The sequence below is a fragment of the Algimonas arctica genome (assembly GCF_014652695.1).
Lineage (GTDB): Bacteria > Pseudomonadota > Alphaproteobacteria > Caulobacterales > Maricaulaceae > Litorimonas > Litorimonas arctica.
Window position 1 is genome coordinate 165001 of sequence record NZ_BMZH01000003.1, and the last position, 26143, is coordinate 191143.

Here is a 26143-nt window from a genome sequence, read left to right on the forward strand (position 1 = left end):
AAAATTCAATCTCTGAACAGTCCGTCGCTCGCGCAATCAACCGTCCGTCTTCAGCTCGAGCGGGCCTCTAAAGAAACAAAACCAACAACGCAACACCCGAATTGAAACTTTCTCAACCCGACCTCAGCGCGCCAATAAACACCTCTTAAAAGATCCGCTCACCCCCTATACTGGGAGACACGTCTGAATTGGAAGAGGTGTCTCCAGACAGTTTGCAGTCACCACACCAACATTGGGGATAGCTCTGTGCACAAGGTTATAAAGCGGGCGATCTCAGGCGCGAAAACGCCTTAATCGTTGCTGATTTCATTGTCGTTTCGGGTTTCTTTCAACGTCAGGGCCTGAAAATCGCGGTGAATTTCAGGGTTCTCGCCACCGAAAAACTGCAGCATGATAATGCCATACGCATTGTTTTGCGGATCAATGAACATGTTCGTTCGCGCTGCGCCGCCCCAGCCCCATTGCCCCGGGTAACGTCCCGCGGTGAGTTGTTGGGCCTCCGTCGCAGTTTTCTGCACAGATCCACCATATCCAAAGCCCGCGCCTGTCTCTCCGCCGATCCAAGGAAACATCGTGACAAACCCGTCGCCCATATGATCCTGCATCATGAGACTGACCGTTTCGGGTTCCAAAATTGTAACGTCGCCTAAACGACCGCCATTGAGCATCATTTCAGAAAAGCGCGCATAGTCGCGCAATGTCGAGACCAGACCGCCGCCGCCAGAATTGGAGGCATAGTCAATCAAATAGGGGCTGTTTTGCCCGTCTTCGATCATATTATAACTGCCGTCGGGCTGAAGCATGTAATTCGATGCGAATCGGTCTTTTTGATCCGGGCGTACATAAAACCCCGTTTCCGTCATCTCGAGCGGCTCAAAAATACGCTCCGCCATCACCTCATCCAAGGTCTGCCCCGTGACCACTTCAGCGACACGGCCCAACACATCAATTGAGAGACTGTAATACCAAGCGGCACCGGGCTGTGCGACGAGTGGAAGGTGGCCCAACTTATTCACTTTTGTTTCCAGCGATTCGCGGCGTCCCTCCGGCGTATTCCCCCAGCTAAATATTTCTGAGGCGGCATAGGCCTCTTCAATCGGATTGCCGCCAAAAATACCGTAGGCCAAGCCTGCGCGGTGCAAGAGTAAATCCTCAATCGTCATCGGTCGTGCCTGTTGCGTATAGATCGGAACGCCGTCTTCGCCCAAACTGGCGACGCGCATCTCTGCCAGCGCCGGGATATATTTTGCCGCGGGATCAGTGAGCGCGAGCTTCCCTTCCTCAATCAAATCCATAATGACCACAGACGTGACCGGCTTGGTCATCGAATAGATCCGCCAGACCGTATCTTCTGTTACAGCCACGTCGCGTTCGCGGTCGCCGAGCCCAAAAGCGCCCTGATAGACGATCTGTCCCTCATCAAACACGAGCGCGGAGACGCCGATCACATCCCCCTCGGTGACAGCCGTCGACAGTAAACCGTCCATCGCCCCGGTATCAAAGGCAGGGATCTTAACGACAGCCGAATTCTGTGTGGGCGCGTCTGCGCCAGAGCTCGTCGCGCCGCACGCGGTTAAGAGCAAAGCGGGGATCAAATATCGTAATGTCATATGACTCAATAACGCAGCATTGGCCCCTCGCAAGCGCTCATTTGCCCTGCAATAAGGCACCTCACGCTAGGGAGCCTACCGCTAAGACGCCTATGTCAGCGCAAACCGAGTATCCGCCCGCCCGTCACACATCATATCTGCCAGAAGCGCGCCGGACCCGGCGCACAGCGTCCAGCCCATATGGCCATGACCCGTGTTAACCCAAAGATTGGAAACTCGCGTCTGGCCAATATAAGGACGCCCGGCGACAGACACGGGGCGAAGCCCTGACCAAACCTGTATCGGCGCATCCAGCCCCGCCATAAAATCCGGCGCAATGTGCCCCCAACGATCCAACAATGGCGTGACGCTGTCTTCTCCCCAGGTGCCAGACAGGCGCAATCGATCGGAAAAGCGCGTTAGAGCGGACCGGGACGACGCGTCCATGACCGGGACATCGGGAACCGAGGCCCCCTCAGGAAGCCTGAAATCTGCCGCCCAGCCGCGCACGGGACTAACGGGAAGATCAATGTCGACAGCCCGCAGCACAGTCGCACTCTGCGCGCCGCATGCGACGACGAGCCCGTCGGGCGTGCAGCGGTCTTGCCCAACCACAAGCGTCGCGCGGCCATCCTCATGCATTTCAATTTTTGGGGCCTGTGCGGCGAGCTGAATCTCTCCCCCTTGCGTTACGACCGACCGGGCCAAGGCGTCCCCAAACAGGCGGGCATCGCCGGACCGATCACTGGCAAAGAACAACGCCGGACGGTCAAATGTCTGCGAACTCTTGGCGCGGCGCTCCACCGGAATGCCGCGGGCTTGCAGCCGCGCAAACCCTTGATCGGCGTCAGCGTTATGATCAAAAATCTGAAAGCAACCCGGCGCGCGGGATCGCATAGCGGTGAGGCCCAAGCCCGTCATCCGGTCCTGCAAAAGGGTCATTGAGCGCAATGCGAGGTCTTGCACCGCCGCATCCACGGCGAGGTCATTGGCAGGCCCGGCCCAGTTACACGCTTGTGAGGGGTGGATCATGCCGGAGTTGGCAAAACTCGCCCCGCGCATAACGGTGGCTTCGCGTTCCACCACTGTCACCCGCGCCCCGCGCCGCAAGAGTGAGTCAGCGGTTGAGAGACCGATCAGACCGGCGCCGAGAATTACAATGTGAGGTGAGGACGTCATCGGACTGGCCCTCTAGCAGCGCGAGCGGGCGGGCCAAGGGGGCGGGGCAGTTGCGGGATGAATTTGCGGGGCGCCGAGCCCCCTAAAGCGCATGCTCTTCCAAGAAGGCATCAATCGCGGCGAAGAATTCATTGCGCATCACATCGCGCTCTAAGAACAGTTCGTGCTTTGCGCCGGGGATGACGTGAAAATCGGAGCCGGATTTCACCGCAAAAGTTTCGACCGAGGCCGGATCGACAATTTGATCGCCGCCCGCCGCGACCATGAGGCCGGGAATACCGAGCTGCGCCGCGTTACGGTTGATAAAACCCATGGAAATCAACGCCGCAGAAATCCACCCAAAGGTCGGTTCACCAACGCGAAGGCGCGGTGTGTCCTGAAAAAACGTCGCCCAACGCTTATAACGGTCCTTATCCGACGTTAGCCGATTATCCGCGAAGGGCACGGGTAGTCCGCTGCGTTGTTTTTGAAACGGCAGACTGCGGCGCGACAGCCCTAAGGCAGAGAGCACGCGAATGCCGCCGCGCATCAAACCGCTATCAATATCGACCAATCCCAACATCGGCGCAGAACAGATCACTGCGGACGGACTTAACACGCCAGATAGGGCCGCCTGCAACACAACCGTGCCGCCCATGGAATGACCCATAGCAATAAAGGGCTTGGGACAATGTGGGGCCAACGTGTCGCAAACCCACCCCAAATCATCGGCATAGTCTTGGAAAGACTCGACATAGGATTTTAGGCGATCTTCGAGTATCCGCCCCGAAAGCCCCTGCCCGCGCGGATCGGCGATCACGACCCAGAATCCACGCTGCGTTAGATCATCAACGACTTCGAGATATTTTTCGATGAACTCGGTGCGACCGGGGGAGAAAAAAATCGTCCCGCGCGGTTCCCCGTCAGTCGCCTGCGTCGCCAGAAGCACGCGCAATCGTTGCGCATGCCCGTGATCCCCCGCCGGCCGGTCGAGGAAATAGAGAGATAGTCGCGACTTTAAGCCATCCGGAACGACGTAGCCGCCCGGCTGGACCAACTCCGCCGTTTCAAAATCGAGCATCGAGATGCGTGTGATCGCAGATCCAAAAGCGGACCTGCAAGACCCTACATGTTCGAAAAGATATTTTGCAGGCCCATAGCAACGCTCATGTCGCCTGCGACTTTGAGCTTACCGGACATGAAAGCCATCATCGGGTCGAGATTACCTTCCGCCAGAGCGATGAAATCTGCTTTATCAACGCTAATCGTGCAATCCGCATCTTTCGCGGAATCGACTTCGGCAGTTGTGCCGTGTGCAAAGACGGAGCCTGCATCACCAAAATCGAATTTTACGGATTTGTCGAGGCCGCCAGCTTTGACCAGTGCGTCGTTCATGCGTGTTGCGATGACTGAATTTTCCATGGTGTCTCCATCAATGAATATTGGGCCCGTGAATATTTGGGCCAGTGTGTCGTTTGTCGTTGGGCCTATATGGGGGCGGGTTACGGACTCGCCAAGTCCAAATTTTGCTCGCCCCCTATTCGATAAAGTGAAGTGTGCCGTTACTCCGCAGGCTTGCGGAATTTAAGTGTCGCGCGATCGGACTCACCGATATTCAAATAAAGCTCGGCATCAAATCCGTTCGCATCCGCGGATCCATCTTCGGGCAAGCGTGAACGCGGCGGTAAAGTCCAAACGCCCATCGGGTGATCCGCCGTATCCAACGCATTGGCATTGACGTCAGAGCTTGCGACGAATTCCAGTCCAGCCTCGGCCGCAAGCGCCTTCATATAGCTTTCCTGCACATAGCCGCTGGACCCTTTGGGATCTTGCGTTCGCGTTTCTGGCAAACGGTGTTCGACGATACCGAGCGTCCCGCCCGGTTTCAGGGCCCGGGCGAATTCGGCGAAGGCCTCTTCCGCATATCCGCCGCCCATCCAGTTATGCACGTTTCGGAAGGTCAGGATTGTGTCGATTGAATTATCGGCCAGTGAGAGGCCCGCATCTTTGGAATAGCTGCCATAGCCAAGTGTGCCGTAAGCGGCGGTATCGCCGTATTTTTCTTTGAACGATGCGTTCCGTTCATCAACCCTGTCTGACACGCCATCCGGGAGTAGAACGGCGACATAGGTGCCGTCATTATTAGCCAGATAGGGCGCGAGGATCTGTGTGTACCAGCCCGGCCAAATCTCGGCGACCGTTTGTCCTGGGGCGATATCAAAGAAATCGAGTGTTGCTTGTGGGTTCCGGAATTTGTCGCGGGCGGCGTCATCCGCACGGCGCGGATGGGCGATGGCATCAGCCAAGGTCATCGGGGCTTGGACGGCCTCTGTCGTGGCCACCGCGGGGGTCTCGACCTCAATCGTTTCCGGGGCATCGGACGATGCGCCCGAACAAGCTGTGAGAAGGATAGCGGCAGTAATGAGCAATCGTTTCATGGAAAGGTCCTTATCCAGCGAAGGCGGGATGATTGTTATAATGTCGTACGCACGGTCTACCCACACTACGGATGATTTCAAGCCTGCAATCGTGTGGGGGCCTAGGACGTCAAAGTCAGCCTCCCTCTTGAAACAGGAAATCATAGCCCCACATTTTCGATTGCGCTGCGCCATAATGGGCGGCGCACCTATCGTTAACCGCATTGCTTAGAAAAAGGATGCACTATGAGAACCGCTACACACCCAGCCTATGATCTGACCCCGCTTTATCGGTCCTTCGTCGGCCTCGACCGCATGGCCAGCATGATTGACGCCGCCAGCGCCCAAGCCACAAATACGGCGAGCTATCCGCCCTATAATGTCGTCCGCCTCTCCGATGATGCCTATCGTATCGAACTCGCCGTCGCGGGTTTTACGGAGGATGACCTAAATATCGAAAGCGAACAGAATCGGCTGACCATTACGGGCAACCATGCCGATAAGAGCGCGAATGATACGGGCGATTACCTGCATCGTGGCATTGCCGAGCGAGGCTTCGAACGTCGCTTCCAATTGGCCGATCACGTGATCATCGAAGGAGCCACGCTCGCCAATGGCCTGCTGTCCATATCCTTGAAGCGTGAACTACCGGAAGCTCTGAAACCGCGTAAGATTGAAATTGGATCGAGCGCGTCGGCAACTGAACGTGGCGAAAAATTAATCGCTTCGAAAACTAGCGGAAAGCCAAAAGCTGCCTAAGTAAGATAGAGCGAACCGGAACTCCTTTTCTCCCCCTTAAGTGGTCCCGGACGCCACAAGCGACGCCGTGTGTACATCCCCCTCCCAGTCACACGGCGTCGCCCATTATTCTCCGCCCAAAATAATTTTATTATAAAAAGCGCTGAACCATTGCATTGCCGCTCATGCGCGGGGATGATTTTTGCGCAAAGGCCGCCTCAGTGGCAGTCATCACCGCGCGGGTGACCGGGACATCAAGACCAAGCCGTTCGGCGCGTCGCACAATTTCACCCTGAAGATAATCCAGTTCTGACGCGCGCCCCATTTCCAAGTCATCCAACATGGACGATCGCGCGGTCCGATCAACCTTCGCGACCCGGTCCATAATAGTGCGGTAAAGCCAGTCTGGCTTTGACATGATTTTGAGCAGCGCATCTGGATGACGCCCATTAAACGTCGCGACGCGCACGCTTTCGGCGTCCGCCACGGTAAGACCTTCTTTGATCATCCTGACCAACACCCGGCGGTAGCCCCGCTGCATCAATCCATCGCGCAGTGGGCCGCCCGACAGCGCGTTAAGTGCATTATTCAAATTGACCAGCAATTTCGCCCAAAGATTGCCTTCAATATCATCCACGACCTGCACCCCGACAGTGGCGCGTTGGAAGGGCGCCAATAAGGCGTCTGGCGCGTCTGGCCCGATGATGAGATCCCCGGTTGTGCCCCTGTGAAAATGTCCCGGCGATGGCGACGTCACATTAAAAGGCACGACCGCGCCGCTAATTCGTGCCTCTGGCAACGCGTCCCGCAGGGTCGGGAGATTGGACACACCGTTTTGAAACGAGATTACCCACGCGGTCGGGGCATATTGCTGGATCAGTTTAGCCGCCTCTTCAGTGTCCTGACTTTTCACGCAGAGCCCGATAATATCGGATCCGATCAGCGCGGACATATCCGTTTGAAAATCTATCCCATCCAGCTGCGTCGCGGGATCATCGAACTGGCTCAGCGACAGGCCGTTTTCAACGACGGCAGCCTTGTAACGGTCGCGCCCGATAAAGCGCACAGACGCGCCGCCTTCGACGGCTCGCCCGCCGAGATAGCACCCGATAGAACCTGCCCCGAAAATTGTGATTTGTGTCATGATGGCAAATGCCTTGGCTGCGCGCCGAACATCCAACAATTATCCTTGCCGAAATACATATCCTGAGCGTCAAACCATGTCGGCAGGCCGAACAGACCGCGATCAATCGCGGCTTGGGTTACATCCATTAGCGCTTGTTTGATCTCTGGCTCTTGCGTCCGCGCGACCATGGGTTCGCCGGGTAAGCCCGCCTCAGTCAGAACAGCCGCCAGAACGTCGGGCTTAGACACATCGCGGCCCGTTTCCCACATCGCCGTCTGCACGGCCTGAAAATATATCTCTGCCACCTCATCCGCATGGGCGACCATCGCTGTGCGCATCGCGAGGAGCGTGTTGACGGGGAAATGCGGGTTCATCTGAAATTCAGCGACATCATACATCGCGGCGAAACGCTTAATTTCGACCATCATATACTGCATTTTGGCTGGAACCCCGGCAAAGGCTTGCCACGGCGGCTGATTATTTGCGCCCTTGAATATGCCGCCAATTAACGCGGGTTTTAGGGTGAGCGTCAGCCCCTCGACCTGTGACAGCGCTTTCCAGGCCAGATAGACATTCGGACTGCCGAAATCATAATAGAAATCCAGATTCTTCATGACCAGTTTTCTCCATAGGGGCGCAGGTCCAGCTCGAACGTCCACGCGTCGCGCGGCTGGTGATGTAGATGCACATAACTTTGCGCAATATGATCTGGATTGAGGATACGGTCCTCGGCCCGCAACGCATCAACATTCGGCACATTGTCCCGTATGAAATTCGAATCAATCATCCCGTCAATAATCGTATGCGCAACATGGACACCCTTGGGCCCAAACTCCCGCGCCGCGCTTTGCGCCAGATTGCGCAGTCCCGCTTTCGCTGACGCAAAGGCGCTAAACCCAGAGCCGCCGCGTATCGAGGCGGTTGCCCCCGTAAAGATCATTGTCCCGTGGCCACGCTCCGCCATTCGCGGCAACACATTATGCGCGGTGAGAAATCCGCCAAAACAGGCCATCTCCCACACTTTGCGAAAAACGCGCGGCGTGGTCTCGACAATGCCAAAACGGACATTGGCGCCAATATTAAAGACGCAGACCTCAATCGGGCCGATCTTGTCTTCGATTTTCGCAACCAGCGCGGCCATTGCCTCTTCATCACGCGCATCAATTCCGAACGGCGTCGCGGCACCGCCCGCCGCGCGGATGGTCTCGGCTAAGCTTTCCAACTGATCCAGATTGCGCGGTCTGCGGGTCAGACACGCATGATAGCCTTGCGCGGCAAAGGCTCGGGCAATTGCACCGCCTGTGTCCGCACCGGCACCAATGATGAGGGCTGTTCCTTTATCCATACGTCCACTTGTGGGGCGAAATGTTGATGCGCACAAGTGAGAGACAGGCTTCAGAATTGTAGCCCTGCCAAACTCGGATAGGTCTGGAGCCCGCCTCTTTGACCCGCTAGGGCCGCAATATGAATCAGACGTTTCAAACTTTGGTCGAACAGGCCGCGACCCGATCCCCGGACCTGCCGGAAAGCTGGAAACAGGGGCGCACCGCGTATGGCGGGCTTAGCGCGGCCTTATTGCTGGCAAGGGCGCGCGGCGATCATTCCGACCTTCCGCCCCTCCGGTCCGCACTGGTGAATTTCACTGGCCCCGTCACATCGTCACCCGAGATTACCACCGAAGTGTTGAGGCAGGGCCGCAACGTCACGACGATCTATGCGCGTGCTGACGTTGAAGGCCGTGCAGTTTGCACCGCGACCTTTTCGTTCGGAGCGGCGCGCGACAGCCATTTGTCGGTGGACTGCCCCGCGACGCACACCCCCCACCCGGACGCCTGCGCGCCCTATACAGAAGACGGCTCAGCCTTCGTCCCGCCCTTCCTGCGCAATTTCGAAACACGATTGATTGAAGGCACACGCCCGATGGAAGGCGGCACCAAAGGCTATCTTCGGATGTGGGCGCGCCATTCGGATCCCGCATCGCGCGACGGCGAAATATCGCTCTTATGCCTCGCAGACATCCTCCCGCCCGCGACCTTCCCGATTATGAAAAAGATGGGTCCGGTCAGTTCGATGACGTGGATTTGCAATTTTCTCAGTGAACCCAAAACGCAAGACGGCTGGTATATGATCGAAGCCGAGCTCACCGCCGCACGGGACGGGTATAGCTCGCAAGTCATGCGGATTTGGAACACGGATGGCGATATAATCGTCGACGGGATGCAATCCATCGCGGTGTTCGTCTAACCGTCGCGTCTTGGTCTGATCAATGCGACCTAAGGCGTCGCGTTTGACAGATCATACAGGTCGGCCATCACGCTTTCTGTCGTCGGCCAGCGTCCGGCGCCTTTACCGCGAATGACGTAACGATCTCCATCCGTGAAATCGAAGACCGCATGCGCGTCTTCTCCGTCCGCTTTGGCGAGGAAATTATTGGGCGACAACGCGCGCAAACGAAGGTCCGCAACCAGTTTACCCGTATCCCCCGACACACGCGCGACCCGTTTTAAAATCGTGCCCGGTTTCAGCTTTTCATCCACTTGCGCCAACGTATCTCGCTCAATCTGCTCTGGCGTCAATTCCACGCCAAAGCCAAGCAAGCTGACCAGACGGATTTTCGCCGCGGCGTCATGACCATCGACATCGGACGTTGGATCAGCCTCGGCATAGCCCCGATCCTGCGCCAGTGTCAGCGCGTCGTCATAGGTCATGCCCTTATCCATCTCGCCGAGCATAAAGTTGGTCGTGCCGTTCAATAGCGCCTCAACGCGCGCAATCCGGCCTTTTTCACGGATGCACATTTCCAACACGGGCATACCGCCGCCCGCCGCACTGGAGAATAAAAGCTGCGCCGTGGACTGAGCGGCCAGATCAAGCAGCGCTTGCCCGCCTGTCGCCATCGCCTGTTTATTGGCAGAGACTACATGAACCCCTTTGTCCAGCATATCGCGGGTCATTTGTAACGCCGGCTCAATCGGGCCAGACACGTCGATGAAGATGTCAGGGTCAGCCGCGAATAAATCGGCACTCTCTGTCGTTAGCAGGGCTTCGGGATAGCCTTGGTCGATATATTTTTCCGGACTGCGGACCATGACCCGCACGATCTCAAACCGATCGGAATGTTCCGCGACACGACGCCAAACACCGCCGCCAACAATGCCGAGGCCCATCATGGCGATCCGAAGCTTTTTCGGAGACGTGATTTCAACTGGTTTGTCGGACACATCGCCCACTTGGCTTGACCCCGCGACGCCTGGTTTTCCAATGCGAAAGCGCTGTCCCGTGCTCTCGGCATAATCCAGCGCACGCGACGCGATCAGCGGTCCGGCTTTGCGGCGCACATCGGCGTAGGACACGCGACCATAACGGCGCAAAGGCTGGTCGGAGGCTTCGCGCGGATCGCGGTCATAGACACCGTCGACATCTTTGAGCAGTAAAGCCGGCGCGCCGAGTTGATCCGCGACATATAGGGCTGTGAGGTCGGAGCCGCCTTGGCCCAACAAAACAGCGCGATCCTTTTCACCAATCGCGACGAACCCCGGCATCACGACAATATCGTGATCTTTCAGGTCCTGCATCAGCTGGCCTGTATTTAACCCCGTCAGCACGGCGTTCATAGGATCGCCGTCTGCGGTCAGCCCGAGATCGCGCGCTTGGCGGACAAAGGCGGGCGCGCCGATACGCTCTAAAGCCAGAGCCAGCAACGCCGCAGACCGGCGTTCACCGAGCTGCAAAAGCTCGGGAAGATTACGGGCCCCGCCGCCTTCGGATGTGCCTTCCGGACCGATCCGGCGTGCTTCCGCCATCAAAACATCGGTTTGATCACCCTGTGCCGACGTCACCGCAACAATGTTCCACCCGTTGCGATAATGGCGATAAATCTCGGACGCCGCTTCCGTATAATCGGTGAGCGAGCGGAGGACCGAATGGCCAAAATTGAGGACGAGCGTAGGGACGGGCATGGGGCGGGCGTGTAGCGCGCTGGCGTGCCGACGCAACCACGATCACGCATGATTATGCCTTTTCTACGCTATTTTTCGTGTTGATTCGGATGGATTACCCAGCTTACCAGACGACATGATACGACTTGTCCCGATATTGCTGTCTTTCTGTCTCCTTGTTGGCTGCGCCGGACAAGGCGATCCAGCCACCGACACTGCCCCCGTGTCTGAAAAACGTATTGCGATGACCTATGATGATGCCCCGCGCGGGGATGGACTTGTTTTCACAGGACCTGAGCGGACGCGAGCCTTGGTTGAGCAGTTCGAAATCGCTGAGACAGGACCCGTCGCGATTTTCGTGACCACACGCGGGCTGGACACGCAAGTCGGCCAAGACCGCATTCATGCCTATGCCAATGCCGGACACCGGATCGCTAATCATAGTCACGCCCACATGTGGGCCAGCCGAACGGACACAGACGCGTATATTGCTGACATTGATCAAGCCGAAACAGCGCTTGAGCCTTTCGCCAATCGGCGGGCGTGGTTCCGCTTTCCTTATTTGGATGAAGGCGGTTACGGCGACGCTGACACAGCGACGCAAAAACGCGATACGCTGCGCGCGGCTTTGGCCGAACGCGACCTGATGAGCGGTTATGTCACCATCGACACCTATGATTGGCATCTAGATCGATTGTGGCAAGATGCACTCCGAGACGGCCTCACAGTGGATAAGGCGGCCCTGTCCAAAATCTACACGGATATGGTCGTTGATGCGGCTGAGCATTTCGACCGCATGTCGACCCCGCTGTTGGGGCGTCGCCCGGCGCAAGTTGTTTTGCTCCACGAAAATGATCTGGCCGCGTCTTTTACGGTGGATATGGTCAGCGCCTTACGCGCCAAGGGCTGGACTTTGATTGATCCGGATGAGGCATTTGCGGATCCCATCGCCGTGCAGCTGCCAGAGACACTGTTTTCGGGCATGGGTCGGATCGCGGCTTTAGCCTCTGACGCCGGTCAATCCGGTCGGGATTATTTCGATCACTGGTCGGCGAGTGAAAGCGGCATTGAAGCGCGCCTTGCCGCAGATGACGTGTTCAGCGAATAGCCTGCACCGTGATTAAAGAACGCCGCCATCCAAAATAGCTTCTAACGCATCGACACGATCAGATACGGATTTCAACGTCGGGTAAAGCCGCTGGGCTTCGCGGTAGGCGTCAAGCGCATCGTCCTGACGCCCCAAGCGTTCCAGCACATTGCCGAGCGTCCACAGCGCATAGAAATGGCGCGGCTCTAACGTTAACGCCCGTACCGCTTCGCCCGCCGCGCGCGCGAAATCACGTTCTTCCAACGCCAGTCGCGATGACCGCGCCCAGCCTTCAGCATAATTCGGTTCCAGCTCGGTCACATAGTCATACATGACCCGCGCGAATTGGTTGCGGTTGTGAGTTTGCGCGTCCGCTCCACGTCGTAATAGCAGGTTGACCGAGGCACTTCCGCTATTGAGCCAAACGGCCCAGATTTCCTCGGCGACCAAATTACCCGCATCCGCGTTTTCCGCTTCTGCCAGACGCGCGAACATGTCGTCCAGTCGCGCGGCGCGCTCTTCCATTGAGGACAGGCGGGAATAGTCCGGCTTATCAATACCAGGCGTCGGAGCTTCAGGGATGGATTGATCGGGCTCCGGCAAATCGGACACGTCAGGCGGTAGCTCTGGACCCGGCAATGGCTGTATAGGCGGTTGGATCGGGGCTATAAGCGACGGTCCCGGCTCAATCGTGATACGCGGGCGATCTCGCGGCTCAGTCTGTTCCTCCTCTGCGCCTCCTTCAACCTGCGCGACAACAGGCGCGGCGAACAACAGGCAGATCAAAAGGGCAAGAACAGGTTTCACACAAACAAAATGAAGCCCCTCGCCCGTCAAGGCAAGAGGCTGATTCATTGTAACCCTGTCACCTTGGCGCAAAAACGCCACGGTTACCTTAACCCTAAGGTCTTAACCTTGGCGGGCCTTAAAGCGGGGGTCAGTTTTGTTGATCACGTAAAGACGGCCCTTACGACGCACAATTTGGCAATCGCGGTGGCGGTTTTTCAGTGATTTCAGCGAGCTGCGGACTTTCATGGCTCGATGCCCTTTATATTAAATTCTGGCGCATTTTCAGCGGAAGCGGGCCTATATGGAGTGAGCCGAACGGAGTCAATGCATCGCCGCAGAGATCACGCGCCACAAAGCGCATCTTTAAGCCTTAAATCTGACATAACCGTCATAACTCCCCTCTATCGTAACAACTCACGCACTGGTAGAATAAAGTCATGCGTTATTTATTCTTTACCTTGCCTTTCGCCCTGATGCTGACGGGTTGCGCCACGTCCGATTTGACCGTGGAAGGCGGCGTCGGTCAAACGGCCGCCGTTACGGCGGAAGCCGTCGAACCGAAGACGGCCGTGATGAACGCCTCCACCGGCGCAAAAATGGACATTCCCAATATAGAACAGCGGTTTGCGATGTGGCAGTCGGACTTCACCACCCGGGCCGTGGCCAAGGGCTACGCCCCGCAATTACTCGCTGACACCGTCGGACGCGCGCGCTTTAATGCAAAAGCGGTGGAAAAGAACAACTCTCAGCCCGAATTTACCCGTCCCGTCTGGGCCTATATTAATTCAGCGGCAAACCCTGACCGGATCAGGACCGGGCAAGCCGAAATGGCGCAACATAAAGCTGAGCTGGATGATATTGAACGTATCTATGGTGTCCCTCGCCAGATCCTCACCGCGATTTGGGGACTGGAAAGCGCCTATGGTAATATCATGGGCACGCACGACATCATCGACAGTTATTCGACCTTCGCCTTCGAGGGACGCCGGGTTAAATTTGGCGAGACACAGCTTTATGCCGCGCTCGATCTCGTCCAGTCTGGGGCCGTGCGAATCGACCAGCTGACCGGATCATGGGCCGGGGCGATGGGTATGACGCAATTTATCCCGACCACGTTCCGCGACTATGCGGTCGATTTTGACCGCAATGGCAATACGGATCTCTGGGGCTCGGAAGCCGATGCGCTCGCCAGCGCCGCGAATTATCTGACCCGATCCGGATGGAAAGTCGGGCAGCCCGTCATGTCCGAAGTGGTTCTCCCGAACGGCTTTGACTATTCGACAACCGAAACTGTGCGCAAGCCCGTGTCCGAATGGATCGCCTTAGGCGTGAGGCCGGCCAACGGCCTGACCTATAGTCCGGCTGCCAGTGCTTTGGAGGCCAAATTGCTGGCGCCGGCTGGACATCGCGGGCCTAAATTCCTGACGTTTCGTAATTTCGACGCGATCAAGAAATATAATAACTCCACCAGCTACGTCATGGGCATTGCTAGCTTGGGTGACGCGCTCATTGGCGAAACGGCCATCCGCAATCCTTGGCCGGAAAGCGACCAACCGATCTCATTTGCGGATAAAGAGCGGCTTCAGCGCCGTCTGACCGCGCTCGGCTATGATACGGGCGGTGTCGATGGACAGGTTGGCCCTGCGACCCGCAAAGCCATACGCGCGTGGCAAAGCGCGAACGGCGTCCCGGCGGACGGCTATGTCGAACAGACTTTGTTGGCGCGGATTCTCGGTCAGTAGACGATTTTCGGCTTTGCACGATAATCTTTCCTCTTCATCGGGCATAAGGGCGCTATAGGCCCCTATGCCCGGCCCCACCCCCCTGACCCGAACCCCTGCTCCGTCACTTGATTTTTCGGTCCCCGGCACACCTGCCGCCGCTGATTTCGACGATATTTATTTCTCCGCTGACGGCGGACTGGATGAAGCCCGCGCGGTTTTTCTGACGGGCTGCGGCCTTCCGGAGCGGTGGATGGACCGCGATGTCTTCACCATCGCCGAATTAGGCTTTGGTTCGGGCCTGAATTTTCTCGCCACATGGCAAGCGTGGCAGACCAGCGGCGCGAAAGGCCGGCTCCACTATATATCGGTTGAAGGCTTCCCATTTGAGCAAGCCGATCTGCACAAGGCCTTGTCCCAATTCCCGGAACTCTCCGCGCTCGCAGCGCCGCTAATTGACCAATGGCCCGGTCCCGTGCGCGGACTTCATCGACGGCACTTCGGCAATGTCACTCTGACCTTGATCCATGACGCCGTCAGTCCGGCCCTCCGCGCGCAAACCTTCCAAGCGGACGCGTGGTTTCTCGACGGGTTTTCCCCGGCCAAGAATGCCGACATGTGGAGTCCAGCCATTATCGCTGAAATTGCGCGCCTGTCCGAACCAGGGGCACGGGTTGCGACCTTTACGGTTGCGGGTGACGTGCGTCGGTCCTTGAACGAGGCCGGGTTTGTCGTCTCGCGACAGCCGGGATTCGGTCACAAACGACAAAGATTAGAAGCCATCATGCCGGGCGAACCTATCGCCCCAACTGCGCCCCTCATCCCGACGATTATCGGTGACGGCATTGCGGGGGCATCGATTGCGCGCGCGTTTATGCGGCGCGGCCTCTTGCCTAGAGTTATTGCTGACCCAGATCATCTGGCGGCGTCCGGAAACGGGGCCGCGTTAATCAAACCGCGCTTTGATCTACAGGATAATCCGGCGTCTCGGTTTTTCCTGTCGAGCTTCCTTTATGCCCGTCACGCCTATCAAGACGCGATCCGGCATGAGGGGATTCTCCATCTCAATAAAAGCGCCAAAGAGCGTGATCGCCATCAACGCTTGGTGGATCAAGACTGTCTCGGCCGAGGCCATATGAAAATAAGTGATGAGGGCGTCTATCTCGGTAGTTCGCTTGTCATCGACACGGAAACGGCGCGGCAGTCTTTTCTCAAGGATATCAACGTCGAATCCCGCCATATCGACACACTCGATGCCCTCGACGGCCCGATTATTCTAGCGAGCGGCTATGGCATTCGCACCTTGCTGCCGGATACAACATTTCGATATTCACGGGGCCAGCTCAGTTGGACGAACGGTACTTTGGCCGGTCCCGTCACCTATGGCGGCTACGCGATTCCCATTCGTGACGAGATCCTTCTCGGCGCAACGCATGACCGGATCGAGGATCACAGCACAGCGTTTGAGTTAAGCCCCACAGCTGACGCGAAGAACCTCGGCCAAGCCCAAGCGCAGGGACTGTCCGTCGGACCAGACCTACGATCGTTCCGCACGTCCGTGCGCGTGAATTCGCCCGATACGCTACCCCGTCTCATTAAAATGAAAACGCAAAAGGCCGAACAGGATTTGTGGGTCCTGTCCGGCCTTGGATCGCGCGGGTTCACATTTGCCCCTCTACTGGGGGAGGCGCTGGTGAGCGCCTATTTAGGGGAGCCGTCGCCGCTCGACCAAAAGTTGGCCGCCCGGATCAGTCGTCTCCCCGGCTAAAATCGCTGGAACCCGACGTCGCTTCATCCAAAGTTCCGCTAATCGATTTGACGTAGACATCGCCAGAGCCTGAGGCCCGCACATAAGCGTCGCCGACAGCTGCATGAATATCAACATCACCGGAGCCGCTGTTGCGGATCGACAAGTCAGAGATCGTGCCGTCTTCGATGTCGACATCGCCAGAGCCGGATTTCTCCACGCTCAGGTCTCCTTCAATCCGCCCGACCGCAATGTCGCCAGAGCCAGATTTTTCAATGTTCAACGACCCGACTACGCGGTCAATATCAACTTCGCCGGAGCCAGATTGATCGAGCACAAACTGACCCGTTTGACCCACCTCAACATCGCCAGAGCCGGATTTTTCGAGATCAATCGTACCTGCGGATCCGATTTCTATGTCGCCGGAACCTGACTTTTCAATCCGCAACGTATCCGCACCGTCGATATAGGTATCAAAACAGCCTTGGATATCGAGATCCACATCGCCCAACATAATGTCAGAACGAAGTTGTAGCGAACTGTCGACGATAATAAGATTGGACCCCGAGGGGACACTCAAACGCACGTCAGGATAATCTTCGAGGCGTGTGTTGCCTTGGGTTCCGCGCCCGTTGAAATTCAAATTCCAACCAATGCCGGGACCGTCACAGGCTTTTCCGCGTTCCTTTTGAGAGAGCCCGCCATCGATGAAAATCTCGTTGCGGCTATCGCGGAAATCGATGGCATCTTTGCCATCGCGCAGAACGTCTAATCCGTCATTCCCCTCGACGATCGTGATCTGACCGACAAAGTCCTGGATCGTAATATCCGTCGCGCTCGCGGGGGCGACCATGGCACTGGTCAGCAACGCGGCGAGAATAACGGCCCGGCTTTTTATTGACTGAGCCATTAGAGCCTCACGCGGATGGGGGAACCGGACTTAAGCCGCAGTTCAATTTCAAAATCTGCCGTCTCGGCCGGATGTGTCTCAATTCCGTCGCCTGAAACCTCAAACCCAATTCCAGCGGCGCTTACGGATAGGCCGTCAAACGGGTTGCCTGGCAAAAGCTCGGTCAATGACGTGGCGGATGTTAAGGGTGTGGCGGCGAATGCGCCGGCCATCACAGTTGTTACGATGATATTCATGTGTCTCTCCCTTTTTATCGTGTGGTGTGTGTGGACCGGAGGCTTTCGTCTCCGGTAGTCAGCTTACTTTTGGCACTAGCTTTCGAGGTCCCGGAAATCGCGGCGGAGCTTCCACTCACGCGACGTCACAGAGCGCTCTAGGTCTTGCAGTCGCTCTTCGAGGGAGCGGAACTTGGAACGAACGTCCGAATATTTAGTCGTATCGCCCAGCTCGACGTCAATTTGTCCGTGACGTTTGGCCTTGCGTTTCGCGCGGCGGTGTTCGCGGTCTTCGCGGACATAAGGGGCGCGTTTATCGGACGGAATGAACATCCACATCAAGAAGTAGATAATGACGGGAAACCCAGCAAAGATGATGGCGAGTACAACCAGTATCCGCATCGGACCGTGGTCAATCCCGAGCCAGTCACCAAGACCGGCACAGACGCCGCCCAAAATACCGTCGATTTTATTGCGACGGAGTTTGTTTGGACCCGAATATTCATATTCGTCGTCAGAACCGTCCCAGTCCATGTCGAACAAGGAGCGCTGTGTTTTATTACGATATCTCTTAGTCATTATTAGCCCCTCCAGTTGGGGATCTCATCATCAAGAATGCGCTCTAGCACTTTGACGCGTTGATCAAGAATGTCGGCAATGCGCGACATTTGTTCGAGTTCGGCGCGGTGGGTTCCGTTTTCTGGGGTGCCGCCGCCACCCATACGCTCTTTGTGTTCATAGTGGGTCTTCAACATCGATGATGCGATGCCCATGACGATAGCGACGATGGGGATCATGAAGACCAGAACTTCGGGCCTAAACATTGTGGGGCTCTCTTTCGTTATACGTGGATCGGTTTGGTTGTGCCCGGGAGAGGGTGTGACCTAAGAAGGGTAATTCATGGCCACCGGGGGAAGGGTCTCCCCCGGACACGTTAGGTGCCTTGCCTAGTGTTTGCTAGGCGGCGTTCCGATCAGCTAGCCTTTTTGGACGGCTTTTCTGACTTGTTGGCCGCTTTAGGCTTGCTCATGCGCGCCTTGAGGGCTGTCAACTCATCTTCAAGTTCGTCATCTGACTCCAAGGCCGCAAATTGTGACTCGAGGCTTTCACCTTCACCGAGATCAAAGGCTTCAACATGCGCCTCTAACTCGTCAACTTTGCGCTCCATCCGCTCATAGCGGGACAGGGCATCATCAACGCGGGTGTCGACCAATTTCGTCCGCATCTTGACTTGGCTGCGAGCGACCGTGCTGCGCATTGTGAGCGCTTTATGTTTCGCCTTCGCTTCGTCGAGCTTGGTCTGAAGCTTTGAGAGGTCGCCGTCGGCTTTACCAATGGCTTCGTCCAGAACTTCGATTTCTTTACCAACCACGTCGGCCATGTCTTCGGCTTGACGGCGGGCTGTCAGCGCACCGCGAGCCAGGTCTTCCCGGTCTTTGGTGATCGCAAGTTCAGCCTTGGCCGCCCAATCGTCAGCGCGTTTGCGATAGTCGTCTTCACGACGTGTCAGCTCTTTGCGCTCGGCAATGTGGCGGGCGGCGTCCGTGCGAACTTCAACCAGTGTGTCTTCCATTTCTTGGATGATCAGGCGGGCGATCTTTTCAGGATCTTCCGCAGCCTCGATCATGGCGTTAAGGTTGGAATTAATGATGTCGCCCATGCGGGAAAAAATACCCATTGTGTCTCGTCTCCTTTGAGAATGGTGGGGTCGGAGGGTTAACTCCGAAGTCGTTAGTAGGGGTCTCAGCCTTTAGGCAAAGATGGCTGCGAGGAGGAAGCCTGCGGCGAAAAAGCCCCAGCATTCCTTATCGCGGGTGGTGACGTAGCGGACAAACCGCGCGCCTTTTGTCCGCCAATCGGTGGCACTTTGATTGCGATCATTCATTACAAAATCTCTTCGTAAGTGTTGACTGAACCGTGCAGGGTCATGGCGCCGTAGCTTCCAATCGTCCGGACGTTCATTGCGGCATAGCCGCGGCGAGCGCGGGCCCGACGGACGGAACGCGACGGTGAAGCCGCTCCGTTGATAGCATTCAGGTCATTATCGATGGTGCGATATGTCATCATCGTCTCCTTTCGTCTCTCTCGTTTCGTCCCGGGGTTCCGGGCTCTGGGTTGGCGGGGGTCTGTTGCCTCCGCTTCAGTGATTACAAGATGACCAATTGCGTGAGCGTTGTCACGATAAACTAAACGATTGAAATATAAGGGTTTTGCAGAATTGTTATCGGTAAACGGGAAATCGACTAGTATATTAAACTAATAATTGGCTAGATTTACCAATAACAATTAGCTAAATAATCCAAATATGACCATTCGCACCCAACCCATCGGTTCCGGCCCCACTTTTATGGCGCTCATGGACCGCGTTTCTGACTACGCATCGACCAACAGACCCGTCCTCATCGCCGGAGAGCGCGGTACTGGGAAGGAACTCATCGCCTCGCGCGTTCACTTTCTCTCTCCACGCTGGGAAAAAGAGAATGTTCACGTCAATTGTGCCGCCTTTACTGAAATCGAGCTCGACCGGGAGCTTTTTGGCCAAACCTTTATGGATGGTCGCGTCGATACGAACGGACGGTTCTTTGAAGCGGATAGCGGCACGCTCTTTCTGGATGCGATTGAGATGATGCCCCTGCGGTTGCAGGAAAAGCTGATGCACACGCTTGAGCACGGCAAGGTGCAAGCGACGGGTGAGCTTTATAATGAAGAGGTTGATGTCCGCGTGGTCGCGGCGACCGCGGTCGATCTCCCGAGCGCGGTGGCGCGGGGCGATTTTCGCGCTGACTTACTTGATAGGCTCGCTTTCCACGTCCTGACCCTCCCCCCCCTGCGCGCCCGGACAGACGATATCGCCGCGTTGGTGGATCATTTCGGACGCAGCGTGGCCCGTGAGCTGGGGGCTGAGCAATTCCCCGGCTTTACAGCGGAAGCGCAAGAAGAGATCCGGGCACACCGTTTTCCCGGCAACGTTCGTGAGCTGAAAAACGTGGTCGCGCGCAGCACCGTGCAGGCCTTCTTAGAAGATGAAAACCTCACAGAACCGATTGATGTGATAAATTTTGATCCGTTTGAGAGCCCCTACCGCCTCAGAGACGCGCGCCCGCCAATCGCACCGCCGACGCCCACGCCGGTAACGCCACAAGCGATAGACCCGGAGCATGTCAGCCCAATCACACCACAACCGGGGCCGACCCCAGCCGCGCCGGATAATTTTACCGATCGGGTGATGACCTTTGAGCGCCGCTTGATCGATGAAGCCCTGCGCGCGAGCCATGACCACCAAGGCAAAGCCGCCGAGCGGCTCGCGCTCAGCTATCATCAATTCCGGGGCCTACTCCGTAAACACGGGCTCAAGAAATAGCAGTCTTCGATATATAGAGAAAAATACCCGGCCTGCCGGGGGACGACAGGCCGGGAACGGAGGCAGACGATCAAGCCTGACGATCACCCCCATGACCGCCGCGCAAAATCGAACTCCGTTAACAGAACGGATGGCCCACAAACTCCATCCTTCATGCGAGGGTTGAGATGCCGCTCCTTGGCTGAATGCGAAATGAATACGCGCGGCGTTATATCGTTAAAACCGATTAAATACTTTGGAACCAACGATTGGACGGATGGAACATCATGGCCTACTCACGACTCAACCGCCCCTAGAGCGATCCACACGACAATAGCGAAGAGGACACCCCATGAACGAAATGTCAGTCAAAACAGGCGGGAAATGCCCCGTCATGCACGGCAGCGCGACGAGCAGCACATCGACATCCAACAAGTCTTGGTGGCCGGACGCTTTAAACGTAGAAATTTTGCATCAGCACGGGGCCCGGTCCAACCCAATGGACCCGGACTTTAATTACCGCGAAGCGCTCAAGACACTCGATTTCGATGCGCTCAAAGCGGACGTTAATGCACTGATGACGGACAGCCAATCTTGGTGGCCGGCGGATTGGGGCCATTATGGTGGCTTGATGATCCGCATGTCTTGGCATTCGGCGGGAACCTACCGCACGTCCGATGGGCGCGGCGGCGCCTCAACCGGCAATCTGCGCTTTGCGCCGCTCAACAGCTGGCCTGACAATGGCAATCTCGACAAGGCGCGACGTCTCCTGTGGCCGATCAAAAAGAAATACGGCAATGCCGTGTCATGGGCCGACCTCATCGTCCTGGCTGGCACAATCGCCTACGAAAATATGGGGTTGAAGACCTTTGGATTTGGCTTCGGACGCGAAGATATTTGGGCACCGGAAATCGACATCAACTGGGGTGAGGAGAAAGAGTGGCTCGCGCCAAGCGAAAACCGCTACGCCAATTTGGAAGACGCAGAAACGCTCGGCCCGAACTTGGCCGCCGTGCATATGGGTCTAATTTACGTCAATCCCGAAGGTGTGAACGGTCATCCCGATCCCGCCCGCACGGCCCAGCATATCCGCGTAACCTTTGAACGGATGGCGATGGATGACGAGGAAACAGCGGCCCTGACGGCGGGCGGCCACACCGTTGGCAAAGCGCACGGGAACGGCGACGCAGGCGCACTTGGCGCGGAACCTGAAGGCGGCGAAGTCCAAGATCAAGGCTTCGGTTGGATGAACCCCAACACGACAGGCAAAGCCAGCGGCCACATCACCTCCGGCATTGAGGGTGCGTGGACGACCAACCCGATCAAATTCGATATGGGCTATTTCGACATGTTGTTCGGCCACGAGTGGGAACTGACCGAATCGCCCGCCGGTGCGAAACAATGGAAGCCTGTCAGCATCAAGAATGAAGACATGCCCATCGACACGGATGATGGCACCACCCGCACCATGCCGATGATGACGGATGCCGACATGGCAATGAAGGTTGACCCGATCTACCGCGAAATTTGTGAGCGGTTTATGGCCGATGAAGCCTATTTCCGCGATACGTTCGCGCGCGCATGGTTCAAGCTGACCCACCGCGACATGGGACCGAAGGTCAATTATATCGGCCCCGACGTGCCGTCTGAAGATTTGATCTGGCAGGATCCTATTCCGGCCGGATCAACCTCCTATGATGTGAGCTCGGTCAAAGCGAAGATTGCGGCGACTGATCTGACGCCTGTCGACATGATCACCACGGCTTGGGACAGCGCCCGCACCTATCGCGGATCTGACAAACGTGGCGGCGCCAATGGCGCGCGCATTCGTTTCGCGCCACAACGCACGTGGGAGGCAAATGAGCCTGCCCGCCTGGACCGTGTTCTGTCCGTGCTAGACCCCATTGCCAAAGAGACCGGCGCGTCAATCGCGGACGTCATCATTCTCGCGGGTAATGTCGGGGTTGAGACCGTCGCCAAAGCCGGTGGGTTCAATGTGGATTTTCCCTTCACACCCGGTCGCGGTGACGCCACCGAGGCGATGACTGACGCCGAGAGCTTTGAGCCGCTTGAGCCTCTCGCAGACGGGTTCCGCAACTATGCGAAAGCACAGTTCGCCGGGTCCGCTGACGCTATGTTCCTCGATCGCGCGCAACTGTTGGGCCTGACAGCCCCGGAACTGGTTGTCTTACTCGGCGGGATGCGGGTCATTGGGGCCAATTACGGCGACGTAAAACATGGCGTTTTCACCGACCGGGAAGGCACGCTGTCGACGGATTATTTCGTCAATCTCACGGACATGTCCAACACATGGCATCCTGTGAGTGACGATATGTATGAAATCCGCGACCGCCAATCTGGCGCCGTGAAGTGGACGGCGACACGGGCCGACCTCGTCTTTGGCTCCAACTCGATCCTCCGCGCCTATGCCGAAGTTTACGCGCAGGACGACAATAAGGAAAAGTTCGCCAAAGACTTCGTCGCCGCATGGAACAAAGTGATGATGGCGGATCGGTTCGACGTGTCCTAATAGCTGCCATCAGAACAAATCGTGAGCCGCGTCACAAACTGTGGCGCGGCTTTTTGTTACATAAACATTCGATTGAATGTCGCCCATATGAGTTTCAATAACACACGGGATACGAGTAATATGGCAAGAAAATCGTCAGAAGACGTCCAAAAGCGGCAAGATGCGATCACAAAATTCAAGCGATTCGTGTTCTATTATGCGCTTGTGTCGGTGCCGGTCTGTCTCATAATCGTATTTTGGCCGTTAGCCGACAACGTCTCGGCCCATGGCAAAGCGGCTCACTATCTCGCGATACCCTTGGCCTTTATCCTCGGCTTGGTGTTCATGAGCATTATGTTTTTCTCATCGAACAGTGGCGGCGACGAACAGCCGAATTACGTTGAGATGGCCGAACGCAGAAACCGAAAACAACGCGAAACCGACGCGCTTAATGACAAAGACGCCTCCTAAAAGACCTTCGCGCCTTTAGCTTGAGCGTGCGACCCGACCGTCAACCGACCTTCGGAATCCGCGCCTTATAGGTAAATTGCCCCGCATCATTGAGCCGCCGCGACAGTAACCCGCGGCCTTTGAGGCAATTCAAATGCGCGACCGCTTCGCCAACAGCCATGATGCGGTTCGTGTCATCTATCGGACGGCGGAAGAGGACCGAGTAGACCTCGGTCGCCATTTTTGGCTCGACGCAAAATTCGTACAGGCGGTCGAGCGCTTTTTCGTGATGTTCGATCAGTTTGCTCAAACGTTTATGCGCGCCCCGGAACGGAACTCCGTGTGCCGGACCGATCAGCGTGTCCTCGGGCAGTTCTTTGATCAGTTTATGACAGGAGCTAATCCAATCATTGAGCGGATTACCTTCTGGTTCAGTCGGCCAAACGGAGACGTTGGAGCTGATGTTTGGCAACAATTGATCCCCTGTCAGGCAGAGACCCAATTCTTCACAATAGAGACAGGCATGTTCCGGGCTGTGGCCGGACCCGATAATAATCCGCCACGTATATTTGCCGATTTTGCCCCATTCGCCATCGGTGAGCCGGTCATAAGCGTGCGGTAATTCCTCGACGGCTTTCCCGAACCCGCCAAAGCGTTTCTTGTACAAGTCAATTTGCGGCGTGGTGAAACCCGCTTTGCGGTAAAAGGTGATGCCTTCCTGCGGGGCCGGATGGCCCGTATCCGCGACCAGCAAACGGCACAGCATATATTCGCCGCGTGTCATCAACAGGGGCGCGCCGAACTTGCGGCAAATCCATCCCGCGAGGCCCGTATGATCCGGATGGAGATGGGTGCAAATCACGCGGTTGACCGGACGTCCGCCCATCAGCTCTTTGAAATGCCCTTCCCATTGGCGTTTGGACTCGGCCATCGCGATGCCCGTATCGACCACCACCCAGCCATCCCCATCGCGCAGTGCGTAAAGGTTGATGTGGTTCAGCCCCGTCATCGGCAGAGAGAAGCGCAACCAAAATACGCCGTCCGCGATCTCCCGGACTTCGCCGGGTTGCGGTTTATCCTCAGTGACGAATTCCAACATGCGCGAGGACCGATCGCTCGGAATGAGCGAGGCATCTTGCGGGCTGGAGGGTTTTTTGGTTTTTAGGATTGAAGGGGTTTTCATGGGAATGTCTTATGCGGCCTCAATTGAAAAAGCCATATGCCGCACCTGACGTTCAAGAAAAGATCGCAACCGTGTAGCGCATCCTGCGTCTGAACGGCTCTGACGTCACATCATGTCGAGGCTATCCGAAAAGGAATTTTCGCATCCAACGTGTAGCCCCCCGTTGAATCGGGGCCTTGATCGACAATCCCTCCGTGTTGCGCGATGGCCGCCTTAAGAAGTCTTTGCCCCAGTCCGGTGGTTTCTTTTGGCTCTGGCGCCACGTCTTCGCCAGCGTCATTATGGCATAATAGGTGTATCTGCCGACCATCATGCGTTGCAGAGACCGTTATCTGGCCTGACTGTTGATTATGAAACGCGTGCTTCATCGCGTTGGCCACAAATTCATTGATAACAACACCTAGGCTTGTCGCGATCTTTGGCGGGATCATAATGGAGGCGGCATCAACTTCGAGAGATATTCCGGCTGGAATAGAATCGGCTAAATGGCCCGCGAGTGTTTGCAAATAATCGGATAGGTTAAGTGTTTCGCTTCCCTTCGAGCGGTGCAGTTCGCGATGAACCGCGCTCACAGCGTCGATTTGTCTGCGAACGGCTGAAAAGACGGCAGGCCAGTCGCCAGTCCGCGTCCCGAGACGCTCCTGCACATTCAGATTTGATGAAATTGTTTGCAGGCTATTTTTAACGCGGTGGTCCATTTCGTTGCGAAGCGCGTCTTGTGATTTCAGGGCCACACGCAATTCGAGTTCACGCATCACACGGCGAGCTAATATGCTCAGCACCTTTCGTTGCATGTCAGTCAGTTTATTAGGCTTTGTATCCAGCACACAAAACGTCCCGATCGGCAAGCCATTTTCAGCCCTTAAGAGCGCCCCCGCGTAAAATCGCAAACCATTGTCAGGTGCGAGGCAAAGTTCATTATCCGCTGTGCGTTCATCGATGAGCGTATCTTCAATTTCGACAAAGTCTTCTTCAAGAATGACGTGGGAACAAATGGACGTTGCGAGGGGGGTTTCCCGTACGCCCAGTCCCACTTCCGCCTTGAACCACTGTCGATGCTCATCAATTAGATTGATGACGGCAATCGGCGTACCGCATATCTCCGAGGCCAAAGCGACAATATCGTCAAAATCGCGCTCACGCGGCGTGTCCAGAATATCGAACTGGCGCAGGGTGGTCAGCCGGTTGTGCTGCTGTGGGTGAGGCTGGGCTTTCATGGCCTCTTA

28 protein-coding genes are annotated in these 26143 nt (G+C 56.5%); 8 read left to right on the top strand and 20 right to left on the bottom strand.

Going from position 1 to position 26143, the window contains the following annotated elements; all coding sequences use genetic code 11:
- Positions 1-290 precede the first annotated feature (290 nt).
- From IE105_RS04960 to IE105_RS04980, 5 genes are all read right to left on the bottom strand, one after another.
- Complete coding sequence (locus IE105_RS04960; RefSeq protein WP_189496045.1) at positions 291-1610, bottom strand: serine hydrolase domain-containing protein; 1320 nt, start codon at positions 1608-1610, stop codon at positions 291-293.
- Between the two features lie 90 nt (positions 1611-1700).
- Entirely contained in the window at positions 1701-2768 is a 1068-nt protein-coding gene (locus tag IE105_RS04965; protein ID WP_189496047.1) for an NAD(P)/FAD-dependent oxidoreductase, read from the bottom strand.
- Between the two features lie 82 nt (positions 2769-2850).
- Positions 2851-3828, bottom strand: coding sequence for an alpha/beta fold hydrolase (locus IE105_RS04970; RefSeq protein WP_189496049.1), 978 nt, complete (start codon positions 3826-3828; stop codon positions 2851-2853).
- A gap of 44 nt (positions 3829-3872) precedes the next feature.
- Entirely contained in the window at positions 3873-4169 is a 297-nt protein-coding gene (locus tag IE105_RS04975) for an SCP2 sterol-binding domain-containing protein (RefSeq protein ID WP_189496052.1), read from the bottom strand.
- 140 nt (positions 4170-4309) lie between these two features.
- On the bottom strand, positions 4310-5185 hold the full coding sequence (locus IE105_RS04980; RefSeq protein WP_189496054.1) for a class I SAM-dependent methyltransferase: 876 nt from the start codon (positions 5183-5185) through the stop codon (positions 4310-4312).
- 225 nt (positions 5186-5410) lie between these two features.
- Between IE105_RS04980 and IE105_RS04985 the strand changes: the two genes are divergently transcribed.
- Positions 5411-5923 carry an Hsp20 family protein gene (locus IE105_RS04985; protein WP_189496056.1) on the top strand — a complete coding sequence of 171 codons (513 nt, stop codon included), beginning with the start codon at positions 5411-5413 and terminating at the stop codon, positions 5921-5923.
- 130 nt (positions 5924-6053) lie between these two features.
- Here IE105_RS04985 and IE105_RS04990 read toward each other — a convergent pair whose 3' ends face one another.
- Genes IE105_RS04990 through IE105_RS05000 form a run of 3 tightly spaced genes read right to left on the bottom strand, consistent with a single transcriptional unit; the run spans position 6054 to position 8373 of the window.
- On the bottom strand, positions 6054-7046 hold the full coding sequence (locus IE105_RS04990; RefSeq protein WP_189496058.1) for a 2-dehydropantoate 2-reductase: 993 nt from the start codon (positions 7044-7046) through the stop codon (positions 6054-6056).
- Entirely contained in the window at positions 7043-7642 is a 600-nt protein-coding gene (locus IE105_RS04995) for a 2-hydroxychromene-2-carboxylate isomerase (RefSeq protein ID WP_189496060.1), read from the bottom strand. Before IE105_RS04995 ends, IE105_RS04990 begins: the two co-directional genes overlap by 4 nt.
- Entirely contained in the window at positions 7639-8373 is a 735-nt protein-coding gene (locus tag IE105_RS05000; RefSeq protein WP_189496062.1) for an SDR family oxidoreductase, read from the bottom strand. Before IE105_RS05000 ends, IE105_RS04995 begins: the two co-directional genes overlap by 4 nt.
- A 119-nt stretch (positions 8374-8492) precedes the next feature.
- On the opposite strand from IE105_RS05000, the gene IE105_RS05005 reads away from it, so the two are divergent.
- Positions 8493-9272 carry a thioesterase family protein gene (locus tag IE105_RS05005; RefSeq protein WP_189496064.1) on the top strand — a complete coding sequence of 260 codons (780 nt, stop codon included), beginning with the start codon at positions 8493-8495 and terminating at the stop codon, positions 9270-9272.
- Between the two features lie 29 nt (positions 9273-9301).
- On the opposite strand, the gene IE105_RS05010 is transcribed toward IE105_RS05005, so the two are convergent.
- Positions 9302-10987, bottom strand: coding sequence for an amino acid kinase family protein (locus tag IE105_RS05010; RefSeq protein ID WP_189496066.1), 1686 nt, complete (start codon positions 10985-10987; stop codon positions 9302-9304).
- Positions 10988-11102: 115 nt separating this feature from the next.
- Here IE105_RS05010 and IE105_RS05015 point away from each other — a divergent pair, with 115 nt between their 5' ends.
- Positions 11103-12074: a polysaccharide deacetylase family protein gene (locus IE105_RS05015; protein ID WP_189496068.1), complete on the top strand. Its 972-nt coding sequence runs from the start codon at positions 11103-11105 to the stop codon at positions 12072-12074.
- A 12-nt stretch (positions 12075-12086) separates the two neighbouring features.
- Here IE105_RS05015 and IE105_RS05020 read toward each other — a convergent pair whose 3' ends face one another.
- Together IE105_RS05020 and ykgO are read right to left on the bottom strand one after the other, a co-directional pair.
- Entirely contained in the window at positions 12087-12908 is an 822-nt protein-coding gene (locus tag IE105_RS05020) for a tetratricopeptide repeat protein (protein ID WP_189496070.1), read from the bottom strand.
- Positions 12909-12962: 54 nt separating this feature from the next.
- The gene (gene ykgO, locus IE105_RS05025) at positions 12963-13088 is read right to left on the bottom strand and encodes a type B 50S ribosomal protein L36 (protein WP_026942405.1); all 126 of its coding nucleotides are present in this window, start codon (positions 13086-13088) and stop codon (positions 12963-12965) included.
- A 191-nt stretch (positions 13089-13279) separates the two neighbouring features.
- Between ykgO and IE105_RS05030 the strand changes: the two genes are divergently transcribed.
- Together IE105_RS05030 and mnmC2 are read left to right on the top strand one after the other, a co-directional pair.
- The gene (locus IE105_RS05030; RefSeq protein WP_189496072.1) at positions 13280-14584 is read left to right on the top strand and encodes a lytic murein transglycosylase; all 1305 of its coding nucleotides are present in this window, start codon (positions 13280-13282) and stop codon (positions 14582-14584) included.
- A gap of 64 nt (positions 14585-14648) precedes the next feature.
- Positions 14649-16331, top strand: a complete 1683-nt coding sequence (gene mnmC2, locus IE105_RS05035) for a tRNA (5-methylaminomethyl-2-thiouridine)(34)-methyltransferase MnmC2 (RefSeq protein WP_189496074.1) — start codon at positions 14649-14651, stop codon at positions 16329-16331.
- Here the strand turns inward: mnmC2 and IE105_RS05040 are convergent.
- The 7 genes from IE105_RS05040 to IE105_RS05065 all read right to left on the bottom strand — a co-directional run bounded on the left by IE105_RS05040 (position 16312) and on the right by IE105_RS05065 (position 19499).
- Entirely contained in the window at positions 16312-17220 is a 909-nt protein-coding gene (locus tag IE105_RS05040; protein WP_189496076.1) for a GIN domain-containing protein, read from the bottom strand. The two genes, mnmC2 and IE105_RS05040, sit on opposite strands and share 20 nt — an antisense overlap.
- Positions 17220-17456 carry a hypothetical protein gene (locus tag IE105_RS05045; protein ID WP_189496078.1) on the bottom strand — a complete coding sequence of 79 codons (237 nt, stop codon included), beginning with the start codon at positions 17454-17456 and terminating at the stop codon, positions 17220-17222. The genes IE105_RS05040 and IE105_RS05045 overlap by 1 nt, the downstream gene beginning before the upstream one ends.
- Positions 17457-17531: 75 nt before the next feature.
- Positions 17532-18014, bottom strand: coding sequence for a PspC domain-containing protein (locus tag IE105_RS05050; protein ID WP_189496080.1), 483 nt, complete (start codon positions 18012-18014; stop codon positions 17532-17534).
- Positions 18015-18016: 2 nt separating this feature from the next.
- Positions 18017-18259, bottom strand: coding sequence for an envelope stress response membrane protein PspB (locus IE105_RS05055; RefSeq protein WP_189496081.1), 243 nt, complete (start codon positions 18257-18259; stop codon positions 18017-18019).
- A 149-nt stretch (positions 18260-18408) separates the two neighbouring features.
- Positions 18409-19113, bottom strand: coding sequence for a phage shock protein PspA (pspA, locus tag IE105_RS05060; RefSeq protein WP_189496083.1), 705 nt, complete (start codon positions 19111-19113; stop codon positions 18409-18411).
- Between the two features lie 72 nt (positions 19114-19185).
- Positions 19186-19320, bottom strand: a complete 135-nt coding sequence (locus tag IE105_RS15505) for a hypothetical protein (protein WP_267904659.1) — start codon at positions 19318-19320, stop codon at positions 19186-19188.
- Complete coding sequence (locus IE105_RS05065; RefSeq protein WP_189496085.1) at positions 19320-19499, bottom strand: hypothetical protein; 180 nt, start codon at positions 19497-19499, stop codon at positions 19320-19322. The genes IE105_RS15505 and IE105_RS05065 overlap by 1 nt, the downstream gene beginning before the upstream one ends.
- 241 nt (positions 19500-19740) lie before the next feature.
- Here IE105_RS05065 and IE105_RS05070 point away from each other — a divergent pair, with 241 nt between their 5' ends.
- From IE105_RS05070 to IE105_RS05080, 3 genes are all read left to right on the top strand, one after another.
- The gene (locus tag IE105_RS05070; protein ID WP_189496087.1) at positions 19741-20796 is read left to right on the top strand and encodes a sigma 54-interacting transcriptional regulator; all 1056 of its coding nucleotides are present in this window, start codon (positions 19741-19743) and stop codon (positions 20794-20796) included.
- A gap of 331 nt (positions 20797-21127) precedes the next feature.
- Complete coding sequence (gene katG, locus IE105_RS05075) at positions 21128-23305, top strand: catalase/peroxidase HPI (RefSeq protein WP_189496089.1); 2178 nt, start codon at positions 21128-21130, stop codon at positions 23303-23305.
- Between the two features lie 87 nt (positions 23306-23392).
- Positions 23393-23755, top strand: a complete 363-nt coding sequence (locus IE105_RS05080) for a hypothetical protein (protein ID WP_189496091.1) — start codon at positions 23393-23395, stop codon at positions 23753-23755.
- Positions 23756-23795: 40 nt separating this feature from the next.
- Here the strand turns inward: IE105_RS05080 and IE105_RS05085 are convergent, their stop codons facing one another.
- On the bottom strand, positions 23796-24917 hold the full coding sequence (locus tag IE105_RS05085; protein WP_189496093.1) for an MBL fold metallo-hydrolase: 1122 nt from the start codon (positions 24915-24917) through the stop codon (positions 23796-23798).
- Positions 24918-25027: 110 nt separating this feature from the next.
- Positions 25028-26134, bottom strand: coding sequence for a sensor histidine kinase (locus IE105_RS05090; protein WP_189496095.1), 1107 nt, complete (start codon positions 26132-26134; stop codon positions 25028-25030).
- Between the last annotated feature and the right edge of the window lie 9 nt (positions 26135-26143).

What these genes read in the sequence shown, in the direction of transcription:
- IE105_RS05000 (WP_189496062.1), bottom strand. Translation starts at nt 8,373, where the DNA reads ATGGATAAAGGAACAGCCCTCATCATTGGTGCCGGTGCGGACACAGGC.
- IE105_RS04975 (WP_189496052.1), bottom strand. Translation starts at nt 4,169, where the DNA reads ATGGAAAATTCAGTCATCGCAACACGCATGAACGACGCACTGGTCAAA.
- IE105_RS05045 (WP_189496078.1), bottom strand. Translation starts at nt 17,456, where the DNA reads ATGAATATCATCGTAACAACTGTGATGGCCGGCGCATTCGCCGCCACA.
- IE105_RS04995 (WP_189496060.1), bottom strand. Translation starts at nt 7,642, where the DNA reads ATGAAGAATCTGGATTTCTATTATGATTTCGGCAGTCCGAATGTCTAT.
- mnmC2 (WP_189496074.1), top strand. Translation starts at nt 14,649, where the DNA reads ATGCCCGGCCCCACCCCCCTGACCCGAACCCCTGCTCCGTCACTTGAT.
- IE105_RS04965 (WP_189496047.1), bottom strand. Translation starts at nt 2,768, where the DNA reads ATGACGTCCTCACCTCACATTGTAATTCTCGGCGCCGGTCTGATCGGT.
- IE105_RS05065 (WP_189496085.1), bottom strand. Translation starts at nt 19,499, where the DNA reads ATGACATATCGCACCATCGATAATGACCTGAATGCTATCAACGGAGCG.
- IE105_RS05040 (WP_189496076.1), bottom strand. Translation starts at nt 17,220, where the DNA reads ATGGCTCAGTCAATAAAAAGCCGGGCCGTTATTCTCGCCGCGTTGCTG.
- IE105_RS05080 (WP_189496091.1), top strand. Translation starts at nt 23,393, where the DNA reads ATGAGTTTCAATAACACACGGGATACGAGTAATATGGCAAGAAAATCG.
- IE105_RS15505 (WP_267904659.1), bottom strand. Translation starts at nt 19,320, where the DNA reads ATGAATGATCGCAATCAAAGTGCCACCGATTGGCGGACAAAAGGCGCG.
- IE105_RS05050 (WP_189496080.1), bottom strand. Translation starts at nt 18,014, where the DNA reads ATGACTAAGAGATATCGTAATAAAACACAGCGCTCCTTGTTCGACATG.
- ykgO (WP_026942405.1), bottom strand. Translation starts at nt 13,088, where the DNA reads ATGAAAGTCCGCAGCTCGCTGAAATCACTGAAAAACCGCCACCGCGAT.
- pspA (WP_189496083.1), bottom strand. Translation starts at nt 19,113, where the DNA reads ATGGGTATTTTTTCCCGCATGGGCGACATCATTAATTCCAACCTTAAC.
- IE105_RS05070 (WP_189496087.1), top strand. Translation starts at nt 19,741, where the DNA reads ATGACCATTCGCACCCAACCCATCGGTTCCGGCCCCACTTTTATGGCG.
- IE105_RS05085 (WP_189496093.1), bottom strand. Translation starts at nt 24,917, where the DNA reads ATGAAAACCCCTTCAATCCTAAAAACCAAAAAACCCTCCAGCCCGCAA.
- IE105_RS04980 (WP_189496054.1), bottom strand. Translation starts at nt 5,185, where the DNA reads ATGAAACGATTGCTCATTACTGCCGCTATCCTTCTCACAGCTTGTTCG.
- IE105_RS05005 (WP_189496064.1), top strand. Translation starts at nt 8,493, where the DNA reads ATGAATCAGACGTTTCAAACTTTGGTCGAACAGGCCGCGACCCGATCC.
- IE105_RS04990 (WP_189496058.1), bottom strand. Translation starts at nt 7,046, where the DNA reads ATGACACAAATCACAATTTTCGGGGCAGGTTCTATCGGGTGCTATCTC.
- IE105_RS05010 (WP_189496066.1), bottom strand. Translation starts at nt 10,987, where the DNA reads ATGCCCGTCCCTACGCTCGTCCTCAATTTTGGCCATTCGGTCCTCCGC.
- IE105_RS05030 (WP_189496072.1), top strand. Translation starts at nt 13,280, where the DNA reads ATGCGTTATTTATTCTTTACCTTGCCTTTCGCCCTGATGCTGACGGGT.
- IE105_RS04970 (WP_189496049.1), bottom strand. Translation starts at nt 3,828, where the DNA reads ATGCTCGATTTTGAAACGGCGGAGTTGGTCCAGCCGGGCGGCTACGTC.
- IE105_RS05020 (WP_189496070.1), bottom strand. Translation starts at nt 12,908, where the DNA reads ATGAATCAGCCTCTTGCCTTGACGGGCGAGGGGCTTCATTTTGTTTGT.
- IE105_RS04960 (WP_189496045.1), bottom strand. Translation starts at nt 1,610, where the DNA reads ATGACATTACGATATTTGATCCCCGCTTTGCTCTTAACCGCGTGCGGC.
- IE105_RS04985 (WP_189496056.1), top strand. Translation starts at nt 5,411, where the DNA reads ATGAGAACCGCTACACACCCAGCCTATGATCTGACCCCGCTTTATCGG.
- IE105_RS05090 (WP_189496095.1), bottom strand. Translation starts at nt 26,134, where the DNA reads ATGAAAGCCCAGCCTCACCCACAGCAGCACAACCGGCTGACCACCCTG.
- IE105_RS05055 (WP_189496081.1), bottom strand. Translation starts at nt 18,259, where the DNA reads ATGTTTAGGCCCGAAGTTCTGGTCTTCATGATCCCCATCGTCGCTATC.
- katG (WP_189496089.1), top strand. Translation starts at nt 21,128, where the DNA reads ATGAACGAAATGTCAGTCAAAACAGGCGGGAAATGCCCCGTCATGCAC.
- IE105_RS05015 (WP_189496068.1), top strand. Translation starts at nt 11,103, where the DNA reads ATGATACGACTTGTCCCGATATTGCTGTCTTTCTGTCTCCTTGTTGGC.